The organism is Algoriphagus formosus, from assembly GCF_002807035.1.
GTDB classification, from domain to species: Bacteria; Bacteroidota; Bacteroidia; order Cytophagales; family Cyclobacteriaceae; genus Algoriphagus; species Algoriphagus formosus.
Genome location: NZ_NIUC01000002.1, coordinates 1,020,894 through 1,034,062, shown reverse-complemented (window position 1 = coordinate 1,034,062; position 13,169 = coordinate 1,020,894). Strand labels below are relative to the sequence as shown.

The following is a 13,169-nucleotide window of genomic DNA, read 5'->3' as shown; positions in this document are numbered from 1 at the left end:
ATCATACTCGATTTCATGTGTTTATTTTTTGTTTTTCAATGGTCGTAACCTGTCCCGAACCGTAGTTCGGGATGGAAACCCTGTCTGTTTAGGCAGGCTCGTTTTCATACTTGTGAAATTAAAGTTTTTTTGAAGAAAGACTTCCTATCCATTCATTTATGTGCCATTGAAAAGGATGGGATATTGTTGGATCACATGGACTAATGCTTCAAAGGTTTTGGATTAACTTTCTAACTCCCCGACTTACTTGCTGCTGTCTTCCAGCTTCCCTATTTCCCTCTTCCTTCCGCCTCAATCATATTCTCAATTCCTTTCAGTAATGCATCCGAATTAAAGGAAATACTATCTATTCCTTCTTCGATCAGGAATTGAGCAAAAGCAGGATTGTCGCTCGGTGCCTGACCGCAGAGCCCGATTTTCTTGCCAGCAGCTTTGGCCTTACGAATCACCTCTGCAATCATCCATTTTACGGCAGGGTTGTTTTCATCAAACAGATCGCTCAAGACCTCCGAATCCCGATCCACGCCTAATGTAAGTTGGGTCAGGTCATTGGAACCGATGGAAAAGCCATCGAAGATTTGGGCAAACTCTTCAGCCAGGATCACATTGGAGGGAATTTCGGCCATCACGTAGATCTCGAGTCCATTTTTCCCCTGCTCCAAGCCTAGCTTTTTCATTAGAGTAATCACTTTCTTGCCCTCCTCCGGTGTGCGGCAGAAGGGAATCATCACTTTGAGATTTTCTAATCCCATGTCCTCTCTGACCCGCTTGACGGCTTGACATTCCAAAGCGAAACCTTCCCTATATCGCTCGTGATCGTACCGGGAGGCTCCACGGAAGCCTAGCATGGGGTTTTCTTCCCCAGTTTCAAATTGACCACCTCCCAAAAGATGGGCATACTCGTTGGTTTTGAAATCACTCATACGCAAAATCACATCCTTGGGATAGAAGGCGGCGGCTATCGTCCCTACAGCCTGAGACAGATTATCCACAAAATATTCTTGCTTGTCAGAATAGCCCTTGCAGAGCGTTTCGATTTGGGCTTTTTCTTCTGGATCTTCCAACTCATCAAAATGCACCAAAGCCATGGGATGCACCTTGATGCTTCCGTTGACGACAAATTCCATTCGCATCAATCCTACTCCTTGATTTGGGAAAAAGGAGAGGTTGAAAGCCTTTTCAGGGTCGGCAAGGATAAACATGGGCTGGGTTTTGGGAAGTTTAAGGCCTTTGAAATTGTGCTCCTGAGTTTTCCACTTCAGTTTGCCGGCATAGACTTTTCCGATTTTTCCGGAGGAATTGTCTACTGTGACCAAGTCTCCATTTTTGAGCTTTTCCAGAGCTCCTTCTGCACCCACGATTGCCAGCGCCCCCACTTCCCGCGCCACAATGGCTGCATGGCTGGTTCTACCGCCCTTGGTTGTAATAATGGCTCCGGCCTTTTTCATTACCGGATCCCAATCAGGATTGGTGATTTCGGTGAGAAGAATATCCCCTTTTTCCAGCAGATCCGCCTCAGTGGGAGAGTGAAGGATTTTGACTTTGCCGGCTGTGATTCCGTTACCGATGGCATAGCCGGAACTTAGAAGCTCTCCTTTTTGCGTCAACGAATACTCTTTCAGTACGTATGGGTCCTTGTCAGCATGTACAGTTTCCGGTCGCGCTTGCACGATAAAAAGCTCATCGGAATTTCCATCCTTAGCCCATTCGATATCCATGGGCATTTGGTAATGCTTTTCGATCTGCACCGCCCATTTCCCTAGTGTTTCGATTTCTTTTTCATCAAGTACAAAAGCTTCCTGCTTTTCCTTGGGTGTGTCCAGATTGACTACTCCTCCCTTTTTTTCATAGATCATGGTTTTGGTCTTGGGACCCAATCTTTTGGAAATAATAGACTTTTTACCCTTTTCCAAAGAAGGTTTGAACACCAAATACTCATCGGGAATCACCGCTCCTTGCACGATATTTTCTCCCAAACCCCAGCAGCCTGTAATCAAAACAGCATTAGAAAATCCCGATTCAGGGTCAATGGAAAAAGTAACCCCACTACAAGCCAAGTCAGCCCTCACCATCAATTGCACACCTACCGAGAGCGCAATTTCGTGTTTGTCAAAGCCCCTGTCATGGCGATACTTGATCGCGCGGGCATTGTAGAGCGAAGCAAAACAGGATCGGACGGTTTCTAAGAGCTTTTTTTCTCCCTGAATATTCAAGAAAGATTCATGTAATCCGGCAAAACTCGCTCCCGGAAGATCCTCCGCTGTAGCACTACTCCGGACCGCTACATCTACTTCGCGCCCATTTGCTTCGCAAAGCTTCCGGTAAGCTCCTTCGATTTCCTCGATCAATTCATAGGGAAAAGTGCTTTTGAGAAAAAGCTTTTTGATAGAGCTAGAAACTGAATTGAGGTTGGAAAAGTCCTTCAGATCCAACTGCTTTAGATGGTCTTGGATAGCTTCGCCGATTTGATTGTGCTGCACAAAAAGCCGGTAGGCATCTGCTGTCACTGCAAAACCATCTGGTATATTGATTTTCAGAGGAATCAACTTTTGAAACATCTCACCGAGAGAGGCATTTTTTCCTCCCACTGTTGCCACGTCTTCCATTCCGATCTCCCGAAATGATACTATCAAATCTGCCATCCTATTTGCTCGTTATTGATACTTAAAAATAGGAAAGAATAGCTCCGTTTTAGCTGATAAAAATCAGGCCTTTTCCTAATATTGATTCCAGAAAATCAATTGAGTAGCGAAAAGCAGTAAACTGATTGTTTCAAACGCAGTTATATTCTAATATTCACAATTGAAATCATGCAGGAAAACTTTCAGAAAGAAGCGGATAAAAATGTCTTTGGGGAAAAATTGATCCCCTGCAGCATGGACCCTTTGACGGGATTTTTCAGAGATGGTTGCTGCAGTACGGGACAGACTGATCATGGGACTCATACAGTCTGCGCGATTGTAACTGAGGAATTTTTAGATTTTTCCAGGAAGCAGGGAAACGACCTGATTACACCAAGGCCTGAATATCTTTTTCCCGGTCTAAAACCTAGAGATCGCTGGTGCTTGTGTGTGCTCCGCTGGAAGGAAGCCTATGAAGCAGGAGTAGCTCCGGAAGTGGTGTTGGAGGCAACCCATGAGCGAAGCTTGGATTTTGTACCCTTGGATGTGCTGGTAAAGTTTGCTTTCAGTAAAAAGTAAAGGACTTACAGCCTAGCTAACTTTTAGGACCAATTCGCCATGTCTCTTCACCACGCGAATTCCAAAGTGTTGATTGATAAAGGCTTTGCAGTGGTTTTCGGCCCATTCGGCACGAGATTCTGTATCAAACAATAGGGTCATCCGAAGCATAGTTTTGACGTATTGCTCATGTTGACCCAATTGACGAATCATCGAGATAAACGCAGCCTCCCACTCTTCCTTAAACTTGTCAAAATGCGATTTGCCGTCAAATAGCAGCTCTAGCTGATTGTCTTGTTGTTGATAGCGATAAACGCCACAAAGCTGCCGATAGATCATTCGAATGCGATCGGTAGGAAACTCAAACCCGTCTAAAATCACGGCATAGGTGCTGTCCATGAGTTTGAGTGGATTGTAGAGGTAAGTGTAAGACCGCTTTAGTTCGTATACCATTTGATCCAAAAGTTCCTCTTCTAGCGCAAATTGCGCTTGTCTAAGGATATAATTTTTGTCTAATGGGAAAAGTTTTTGAATCATTTTCAGTTCGAACTCTGGCAAAAATAGAAAAAATCCAATTCTGGATAAAATTCTTTTGATGCAGAACGAGAATTATCCAAATATTATTTCAAATCAAAAAATAATTCTTTTTGAAAAACTGTCTTTTACCAGTCAGCCGGTCTTCTGGCTTGGTAGGCTTGCATTTGATCCAAAAGCTCCACAGGGTCATCAGAAATGATCAAAAGTTCTTCCTGCTCGGGGTATAAAAAGCCCTCTTTCATTGCATGATTTAGAAATTCGATGAGCATGTCATAATAGCCGTTGACATTATAAAGTGCGAGGGGTTTCTGAATATAGTGCAATTGATTCAATGTCATAATTTCAAACAGTTCCTCTAAAGTCCCGATTCCACCCGGCATGGCAATAAAAGCATCACCTCGCTCCGCCATTAGCCATTTTCGGTCGCGCATGGTCTCGACGATGACTAGCTCTGTACATCCTGAGTGTGCTACTTCCCGGTCTACCAGTTTTTGTGGGATAATGCCCAACACCTCTTTGCCTCCTGCCAGCATTTCATCTGCAATCACCCCCATGAGCCCTACCCGACCAGCTCCATAGACCAAGGATAGGTCTCGATTGATCATCTCTTGAGCAAGTGCTCTTGCAGCTGATTCGAAAACAGAGGAATTGCCTTTTTTTGAGCCGCAATAGACCGTGATTTTTTTCATAAGTAGGAGATTTAAAAAACTGTCCGAAGTTAGTTCTTCGAAAAGTAATGACAATAAAAAAACCGCTTAAAAACCGATAATTCGTCTTAGGAATATTCTGTACTTTTGGATATGAAATGCCCATATGAATGGCTCCTAACACAGGGGAATACCCCGATATATCAGGGTAGGGCATTCCATCCCGAACTACAGTTCGGGACAGGTTATGGCCGCTGAAAAACAAATTATAAACACATGAAAATTTGCTTTGCCACCAACAACTCGAAGAAAATAGAAGAGGTCAGGGCAGCTCTTCCCAAGTCCATAGAGATAGTTTCGCTCAAAGAAATTGGTTGTGAGGAAGAGCTTCCAGAGACTGGAAATACGCTTGATCACAATGCGTTCCAAAAAGCTCGATATGTCAAGGAGAAGTATGGCGTAGATTGCTTTGCGGATGACACAGGTTTGGAAGTGGCAGCTCTTCAAGGTGAACCAGGAGTCTACTCCGGTCGCTATGCAGGTGAGCCTCGATCGGATGAAAGGAATGTGGACCTTTTGTTGAAAAATCTTAGTGGAATAAGCAATAGAGAAGCTCAGTTTCGAACTGTGATCGCTTTGATTTTGGGTGAGGATGAATATGCTTTTGAAGGGGTAGCTAAGGGGAAGATTATCGAAGAACGAAGAGGCGAAAAGGGATTCGGGTATGATCCTATTTTTGTGCCGGAAGGAATGAATCGGACCTTTGCAGAGCTTGATATGGAAGAAAAAAACCGCATTTCTCACCGTGGAAAGGAGGTTCATGCATTAGTTCAATTTTTAACGAGTAAAAATTTTTAAACTTGTGGCAAAATTCAGCACATGGGACGGCCATTTATAGTAGGAATCACAGGAGGTTCTGCCTCAGGTAAGACACTTTTTTTGGAAAGACTTTTAGGAAGTTTTGATCCAGGAGAGGTTTGTTTGATCTCGCAGGACAACTACTATAAACCAAGGCATTTGCAGCCAATCGATGCCCAAGGGATACATAATTTTGATACCCCCCAAAGCATAGACTTCGAAGCCTATGCGGCTGATATTCGCAGGATTCAAGCAGGAGAGACAATTCATAGAGAAGAGTACACTTTTAATAATGCCGCTAAAAAACCGGCGATGCTCACCTTTCATCCTGCACCGGTCATCGTGGTAGAGGGAATATTCGTATTGTACTATCCTGAGCTTTCGGACTTGCTCGATCTGAAAATATTTATCGATGCCAAGGATCACATCAAGCTCAAGCGCAGAATCATCCGTGACAAAGTAGAGCGAGGATATGATCTGGACGATGTCCTTTATCGGTATGAAATGCACGTGATGCCAACCTATGAAAAGTACATCAAGCCTTTCAAAAATGACGCTGATTTGATCATTCCGAACAATTTGAACTTTGATAAGGGTTTGGAGGTCATTCGGGCTTACCTCAAAGCGAAATCAAGCTAAAACTCTCAGGAAAGGGCTTTTACATTGTAAATATTCTCTATATTTGCGCAGCATGAAGCAAAAAGCACAAAATAACATTCTATGGCAGCGAAGGTTCACATTGGCCTTGGCACTATTGCTGTGCTTTTTTGTCTCCTCATTAGAATACGTCACTCATCCCGAAATCAATAAGATTGAGCATCAATCCACAGAGGATGGAAGTGAGCAGGCTGTCATCTCCATGGCAGTAGATGCTGTGGTCCCTTTTGCGGTGCAATTGACCCAGACGGCCTTATACTTTATTTATGACATTATCAGCTTCGAGCCAAGGTCATTTACGATTGAATTGGCTTCCTTTGCTCCATCCAATCAGCTGGTTGAGATACTTTTTGAGCGGATTATTTCCACGCTCGGGCCCTAGTTTTCCTTCTTTTTCTTGCCAATTTCCATGCATGACTTATTGGTCTATGCATCCTTATTCTATTTAAGAAATCAATAATTAATTCTATAATCCAATGCAAAACAAAGGAGTCATTGTGTTTTTGACAGTGGTGATCACAGGCTTGTGTCTGTATTATCTGTCATTCACATTTGTATCAAGTGGTATTCAAAAACAAGCCACTGAATATGCCGTCGAAGCAGATGGCAACGTAGATTTTGCCAAAAGAAGATCCTACCTAGACTCTATCTGGAGAGAGCCGGTGTACAACTTCTTAGGGGCAGATTTTACCTATCAAGAAATCAAAGAAACTGAATTGGGTCTAGGTCTAGACCTTCAAGGAGGAATGCACGTAACCTTGGAAGTTTCCCCAGTGGAAATTGTAAAGGGTCTTGCAGGAAATCCCAAAGATCCTGGATTCAATCAGGCTGTTGATGAAGCTCGCGAAGTTGCTAAAACCTCTACTGAAAAGTATGTGGATCTATTCTATTCCGCATGGCAAAGTAACAACCCAGGACGTCAGCTAAGCAGCATTTTTGCGACTGCTGCCAATCGTGGCCGTATTTCCCTTGAGTCATCTGATGCAGAAATTCTAGAGATCATCGACACAGAAGTTGAAAACGCAATCGAAAGATCTTTCAACATTCTTCGTACGCGAATTGACCGATTTGGTACTTCTCAGCCAAACATTCAGCGAATTCAAGGAACTGGTCGTATTCAAGTAGAGCTTCCAGGTGTAGATAACCAGGAGCGTGTAAGAAACCTACTTCAAGGAGTAGCGAAATTGCAGTTTTGGGAAGTAGCTGAAGTAAACGAACTAGGCGGTTCCCTTGACGCGATCAACGCTGCTTGGGTAGCTGATAATCAAAATGCAGATACTAGCGACGAAGACACGGTATCTACAGAGAATATGACAGAGGAAGATTCTCTTCGAAATGCGCTTGAAAAGCAGTTGGCGGAGATCGATCCAATGAATCCTTCCAATGACGTTTCTCCGATCTACAGCCTAATTCAGCCGAATTATGGTCTTGCTTATCAGGTTCGTGATACTATTATCATCAATCGAATCCTTAAAAACCCAGATTACAAATCACTACTTCCAAGAGACATTAAATTGCTTTGGGGTGTGAAGCCATTTGTACCAGAAGGTACAGATTTGGAGATTCTTGAGCTTTATGCCATCAGAGCTCCTCGAGGAGCAGACCAAGCGCCTCTAGAAGGTGATGTGGTAACCGACGCTCGTCAGGTGCTTGATCAGACTTCCCGTCCTGCTGTGTCCATGCAAATGAATGCAGAAGGTGCCAGAAAGTGGAGATCACTTACCGGTGCAAATATAGGTCGTCGTATTGCAGTAGTTTTGGATGACTATGTGTACACAGCACCGGTAGTAAATGGCGAAATTCCTACAGGTCAGTCTGAAATTTCAGGATCTTTCACCCTGCAGGAAGCACAGGATTTGGCAAATATTCTGAAGTCAGGTTCACTTCCTGCGCCAACTCAAATTGTGGAAGAAAGCATCATTGGTCCAACATTGGGTAAAGAAGCTCAAGGCCAAGGTATCATTTCCATGGTGGCAGGTCTTGTCTTAGTTGTCCTTTTCATGGTGGCCTACTATTCCAAAGGTGGATTGGTTGCTATCGCGGCATTGGTATTCAACATCTTCTTCATTCTAGGAATCCTTGCTCAGTTGGGAGCAGCTTTGACCTTGCCTGGTATCGCCGGTATCGTATTGACTATCGGTATGTCCATTGATGCGAACGTACTCATCTTTGAGCGAATCAAGGAGGAACTTCGAAATGGAGCAGGTCTACTTGCTTCAATCAACGCAGGTTATAACAAAGCTTTCTCTGCCATCTTGGACTCCAATGTGACGACATTCTTGACTGGTGCCATTCTTTACGCTTTGGGACAAGGTCCAGTAAAAGGCTTTGCCATCGTATTGATGATCGGTATTGCTTCGTCCTTCTTCTCGGCGGTATTTATCACTCGAGTGATTGTTCACTGGATGAGCAAAAAAGGAGAAAAGAGCTCAATCAGCTTCGCAACGCCATTTGCCAAAAATGCATTGACTGGCTTGAACTTCGATTTCTTAAGCAAGCGAAAGACCGCATATTTGATTTCATCTGGAATCATCATTGTTGGTTTGGCTATCGCCGCTGTGAACGGGTTGAAGTTTGGTGTTGACTTTACCGGTGGTCGATCTTATATCGTTGCTTTTGAAGAGCCGGTAGTTCCTTCTGAATTGAAAGTAGGACTGGATGGCGAATTTGATGGCTCCGTAGAGGTTAAAACGTATGGTGCAAATAATGTCTTGAAAGTTACCACTTCCTATCTGATCAACGAGGATGATGACGAGTCCAACCGTCAGGTAGAAGAAAAGGTAAAAGAAGGAATTGCCACAGTCACAGGCTTCTCTTTCACAGATAATGCTGAAAACCTAGGAACTGGCCAATTCGCAATTACTGGATCCTCGAAAGTGGGGGCGACTGTAGCAGACGATATTAAGACTTCCTCTGCTGAAGCTATGATCGTAGCCTTGATTGCTATCTTCCTTTACATTTTGGTACGATTCCGAAAGTGGCAATTCTCCTTGGCATCTATTGCTGCTTTGGTTCACGATACCCTATTTGTGATTGCAGCATTTGCAATTGCTACTGCCTTGGGAGCGACCTTTGAGATCGATCAAGTATTTATCGCTGCGATATTGACGGTGATCGGTTACTCGATCAACGATACGGTGATCGTTTTTGACCGTATTCGTGAAAATATCGAGCTAAGAGGAACCGGTAAACTGGTGAATATCTTCAATGAAGCGATCAACCTTACCTTGGGTAGAACTTTGATCACTTCATTCACAACTTTGATCGTGGTAATAGTTCTATTGATCTTCGGTGGAGAAGTTTTGAGAGGATTCTCTTTCGCCTTGTTCATCGGTATTCTAGTAGGTACTTATTCCTCTGTATACATCGCTACTCCGATTGTAGTAGACTTGATGAAGAAAGAGTTGGATAAAGAAAAAGAAGCGAAAAAAGTAGCTTAATTAGCATAACCAATAAATGCAAAAAACCCGGCCACTAAGCCGGGTTTTTTTATGCCCTTTCCAAAAATTTGAAAAGGATAATGGATTGTTAAAATTATGATTTTAAGCTGTAGTTTGGAGCTTCTCTAGTCACACTCACATCGTGAGGATGCGACTCTTTCACACCTGCAGCGGTGATTTTCACAAACTTGCCATTTTTCTGTAAGTCTTCGATTGTTTTGGTACCACAGTATCCCATACCTGCTTGTAGTCCACCTACGAGTTGGTAAAGGACCTCTGCTACCAAGCCTTTGTATGGTACACGGCCTACGATGCCCTCAGGCACTAGCTTTTTGATATTGTCTTCTGCATCCTGGAAGTAACGATCTTTGGAGCCAGACTCCATGGCTTCCAATGAACCCATTCCACGATAGGACTTGAATTTTCTTCCTTCGAAAATGATCATTTCACCAGGTGCTTCTTCGGTACCAGCAAGTAGGGAGCCGATCATGATAGAACTACCTCCAGCTGCGACAGCTTTTACCAAGTCGCCTGAATATCGAATACCCCCATCCGCAATTACGGGTACTCCTCTTTCCTTTAAAGCTTGTGAGCATTCGAATACTGCTGAAAGCTGAGGCACTCCAACTCCGGCAATGATTCGTGTGGTACAAATCGAACCTGGACCTACTCCGACCTTTACTGCATCAGCTCCAGCATCCGCCAAAGCTATTGCCGCTTCGGGAGTAGCAATATTTCCAACGATGACCTCTAAGTCAGGAAATGCTGTTTTGATTTTTTTACAAGTTTCGATTACGCCCTTGGAGTGTCCATGAGCAGTATCGATAGACACCACGTCTACACCTGCTTGCACCAAAGCCTCTACCCTACTTACGATGTCTGCGGTCACACCCACAGCCGCACCTACACGTAGTCTGCCATATTCATCCTTACAGGCATGAGGCTTATCCTTTCGCTTCAGAATATCCTTGTAGGTGATCAAACCTGTCAATTTATTATCTTCATCGACGATCGGTAGTTTTTCGATTTTGTACTCCTGGAGAATCTCCTCAGCCTGCTCTAGGGATACACCAGATTTGGCGGTGATTAGATTCTCGATCGTCATGATTTGCTTGATCGGGAGATTTGGGTCCTTGATAAAGCGAAGATCACGGTTGGTGATGATTCCTTTCAGAACTCGATTTTGATCAACGACCGGAATACCACCAATGTGGTATTCGCGCATGATAGATTCTGCATCACGGACCTTAGCATCAATATTCAAAGTGATTGGGTCCAAAATCATCCCCGCTTGCGAGCGTTTTACCTTTCGGACTTGAGCTGCTTGCTTCTCGATGGACATGTTTTTGTGAATGAACCCCAAACCTCCTTCCAAAGCGATAGCAATGGCAAGTTCGGCCTCAGTTACGGTATCCATCGCTGCGGATACAAGAGGAATGTTCAGTCGGATTTTTTTGGTGAGCCAGGTAGAAGTGTCGGTTTCTCGGGGGAGAACTTCGGAGTATCCTGGTACTAGAAGCACATCATCATAGGTGAGGGCTTCGAAGAGGAATTTATCGGAATTTCGATTCATAGCAAATATTGGTTTGAGGTAACCCTATTTGCCCGTCAAAGGTACAAACAATTTCTCATGCGGAAATACCTATTAGAAAAATAAATCTTCAGATGGAAGTTACTTAGGATTTTCAGCCTGCAGAAAACGGATCCTGCAGGTATTTTCCTGATTTGCTGGCCCGAATGATGAAGTAGAGTAGTAAACCAACAGGTCCCATCATAAAGGTGAAGATAAGGCAAGATAAAATCCACCATCTTCCAATATTTCGCTTAGTGGAATCCCTACATATCCACATCCCAACAAATAAATCAAATACCAAATAGTGGATCCAGCCAGCCAAAACGGCTAAATCATCCTCGAAAAGTAACTTTAGATTGCCTAATGTATCGAAACCACCTTGACTCTCCCCTGTCAGTGCCTGCGTAATGAAAAATGCATAAGTCAAGGCAAGTCCAACCATGACAAAGGAAAAGAGCGCCTTATAAATCCATGTCTTTTCGTAAAAGACAAATAAAAAAATCCAGCAGAAAAAGGCGATTGAATTGACGGTCAAAAAAACATTTTCTGCTGAATTCATGCTCTTGGAATTTAAGTTTTATGATTTTTTTGGCAGGAGGATTTGGTAAGTTCTTCCTCTTCGTACATTTAGATTTCGCTCTCGCATCCAGGGATTATAAAGCTTGAGTTCCTTGTAGCTATAACCTTGGCCTTTTGCCCATTCGGCTAAGTTGGAGATGTCTTTATCTACGGTTACTATTTCCATCTCTGGATCGTGATAGTAGTCTTTTGGACGTAGATTGAAGCCATAATCTTGAGGATTTTCAAAGATCACTTTATAAGCCAAAATCCTAAAAATGTATCTGCTCGTCTCGTCATTCAGCAATAGCTGATAATAATCTTCCTCCAGCTGCTCAGATTGCCTTCTGGAGAAACCAGCCTGACCCATATTATAACTAGCCGCTACTGCTGTCCAATTTCCAAACTTTTTGTGGGCTTGATTTAAGTAGGCTGTTGCTGCTTTGGTAGCCTTTTGCCAATGGTATCGTTCATCGACATTGCGATTGACCTCCAGGCCAAAATCTTTGGCTGTGCCTTGCATAAACTGCCAAAAGCCTCTAGCTCCGGCAGGTGAGGTGACATTCGCCAAACCTGATTCGGCCATGGCTAAGTATTTGAAATCATCCGGTACTCCTTGTTCCTGAAGTGTTTTGGAGATTTCAGGAAGATATTTTGCGGAGCGCTTCATCAGGAGTACGGTATTGGACTGCCAATAGGCTATGGAATAAATCTCCCGCTCCAGACGCTCAAAGATATCTTGTCTATCCAGCGGTACTCTTTCTCCCGCAAAACTCAGGGTATCGGGAATCGGAAAAATCCGGATTGAGTCCAAAGGAATGGGTGACATTCCCTGCTGCCGGTCCATAAATTGTGGCCCAGTGGTATCTCTTGTGGGTTTTTGAAGCAGGATGGCCCCAATGCCAGCTAGACATAGGGCCAACATGCCGTAAATGAAAAACAGGTGGTATCGAGGCATTAGAAATTCGGGCTGAGTAGGTATTTGTTGTAGAAGTCATCAATTACTTGCACCGCTTCTGTGGCATTTTCTACAACTGAAAATAAGTCCAAGTCTTCCGGGCTAATGTATTTATTTTCTAAAAGGGTGCTTTTTATCCAGTCCACTAAGCCTTCCCAGTAGTTTTTACCAACCAAGACGATAGGGAAACGGCCGATTTTGTTGGTTTGGATTAGGGTAAGCGCTTCAAAAAACTCATCCATCGTCCCGAATCCTCCCGGAAGAACCACAAAGCCTTGGGAGTATTTGACAAACATTACTTTTCTGACGAAAAAGTAATCAAAGGTCAAAAGCTTATCGCGATCGATGTAGATGTTATTGAATTGCTCGAAAGGTAGGACTATGTTCAGGCCTACGGATTTACCTCCCTCCGAATGGGCTCCTTTATTACCCGCCTCCATAATGCCCGGTCCGCCACCAGTAATCACCCCATAGCCATGGCGGACGAGTTTGGCGGCGATTTCTTCAGCCATTTGATAGTGCTTGTGGTCCCGTGGTGTTCGTGCTGATCCAAAAATTGACACACAAGGACCGATTTTAGCGAGTTTTTCGAATCCCTCTACAAATTCGGACATCACTTTAAAAATCGCCCAAGAGTCTGCGCTTTTTATCTCACTCCAGTCTCGCTCCTTAAATGCCTTTCTGATTTTTTCATCTTGCTTGATCAGTTCTTTTTCGCTCATATCTAAATTCTTTTTCTGCTAAAACGATTCAGGACCTAAA

12 protein-coding genes are annotated in these 13,169 nt (G+C 43.6%); 5 read left to right on the top strand and 7 right to left on the bottom strand.

Going from position 1 to position 13,169, the window contains the following annotated elements:
* Positions 1–269 precede the first annotated feature (269 nt).
* Entirely contained in the window at positions 270–2,642 is a 2,373-nt protein-coding gene (ppsA, locus tag CDH51_RS10665) for a phosphoenolpyruvate synthase (RefSeq protein WP_100628561.1), read from the bottom strand.
* Positions 2,643–2,810: 168 nt separating this feature from the next.
* Between ppsA and CDH51_RS10660 the strand changes: the two genes are divergently transcribed.
* Positions 2,811–3,200 carry a DUF2237 family protein gene (locus CDH51_RS10660; protein WP_100628560.1) on the top strand — a complete coding sequence of 130 codons (390 nt, stop codon included), beginning with the start codon at positions 2,811–2,813 and terminating at the stop codon, positions 3,198–3,200.
* Between the two features lie 12 nt (positions 3,201–3,212).
* Here CDH51_RS10660 and CDH51_RS10655 read toward each other — a convergent pair whose 3' ends face one another.
* A complete protein-coding gene (locus tag CDH51_RS10655) occupies positions 3,213–3,716 on the bottom strand; it encodes a hypothetical protein (protein ID WP_100629416.1) in 504 nt (167 codons plus the stop codon).
* A 125-nt stretch (positions 3,717–3,841) separates the two neighbouring features.
* Positions 3,842–4,405 (bottom strand): LOG family protein, encoded by a 564-nt coding sequence (locus tag CDH51_RS10650; RefSeq protein WP_100628559.1) that lies wholly within the window; start codon positions 4,403–4,405, stop codon positions 3,842–3,844.
* 234 nt (positions 4,406–4,639) lie between these two features.
* On the opposite strand from CDH51_RS10650, the gene CDH51_RS10645 reads away from it, so the two are divergent.
* From CDH51_RS10645 to secDF, 4 genes are all read left to right on the top strand, one after another.
* Entirely contained in the window at positions 4,640–5,221 is a 582-nt protein-coding gene (locus CDH51_RS10645; protein WP_100628558.1) for a non-canonical purine NTP diphosphatase, read from the top strand.
* A gap of 21 nt (positions 5,222–5,242) precedes the next feature.
* The gene (locus CDH51_RS10640) at positions 5,243–5,860 is read left to right on the top strand and encodes a uridine kinase family protein (protein ID WP_100628557.1); all 618 of its coding nucleotides are present in this window, start codon (positions 5,243–5,245) and stop codon (positions 5,858–5,860) included.
* A gap of 52 nt (positions 5,861–5,912) precedes the next feature.
* Positions 5,913–6,260: a hypothetical protein gene (locus CDH51_RS10635; RefSeq protein WP_100628556.1), complete on the top strand. Its 348-nt coding sequence runs from the start codon at positions 5,913–5,915 to the stop codon at positions 6,258–6,260.
* 94 nt (positions 6,261–6,354) lie between these two features.
* Positions 6,355–9,318, top strand: coding sequence for a protein translocase subunit SecDF (secDF, locus tag CDH51_RS10630; protein ID WP_100628555.1), 2,964 nt, complete (start codon positions 6,355–6,357; stop codon positions 9,316–9,318).
* Between the two features lie 94 nt (positions 9,319–9,412).
* Here secDF and guaB read toward each other — a convergent pair whose 3' ends face one another.
* The 4 genes from guaB to CDH51_RS10610 form a co-directional block, all read right to left on the bottom strand.
* Positions 9,413–10,891 (bottom strand): IMP dehydrogenase, encoded by a 1,479-nt coding sequence (guaB, locus tag CDH51_RS10625; RefSeq protein ID WP_100628554.1) that lies wholly within the window; start codon positions 10,889–10,891, stop codon positions 9,413–9,415.
* A gap of 112 nt (positions 10,892–11,003) precedes the next feature.
* A complete protein-coding gene (locus CDH51_RS10620; protein ID WP_100628553.1) occupies positions 11,004–11,450 on the bottom strand; it encodes an ABA4-like family protein in 447 nt (148 codons plus the stop codon).
* Between the two features lie 18 nt (positions 11,451–11,468).
* The gene (locus CDH51_RS10615) at positions 11,469–12,407 is read right to left on the bottom strand and encodes a lytic transglycosylase domain-containing protein (protein ID WP_100628552.1); all 939 of its coding nucleotides are present in this window, start codon (positions 12,405–12,407) and stop codon (positions 11,469–11,471) included.
* Complete coding sequence (locus tag CDH51_RS10610) at positions 12,407–13,129, bottom strand: LOG family protein (protein WP_026946321.1); 723 nt, start codon at positions 13,127–13,129, stop codon at positions 12,407–12,409. Before CDH51_RS10610 ends, CDH51_RS10615 begins: the two co-directional genes overlap by 1 nt.
* Positions 13,130–13,169 lie beyond the last annotated feature (40 nt).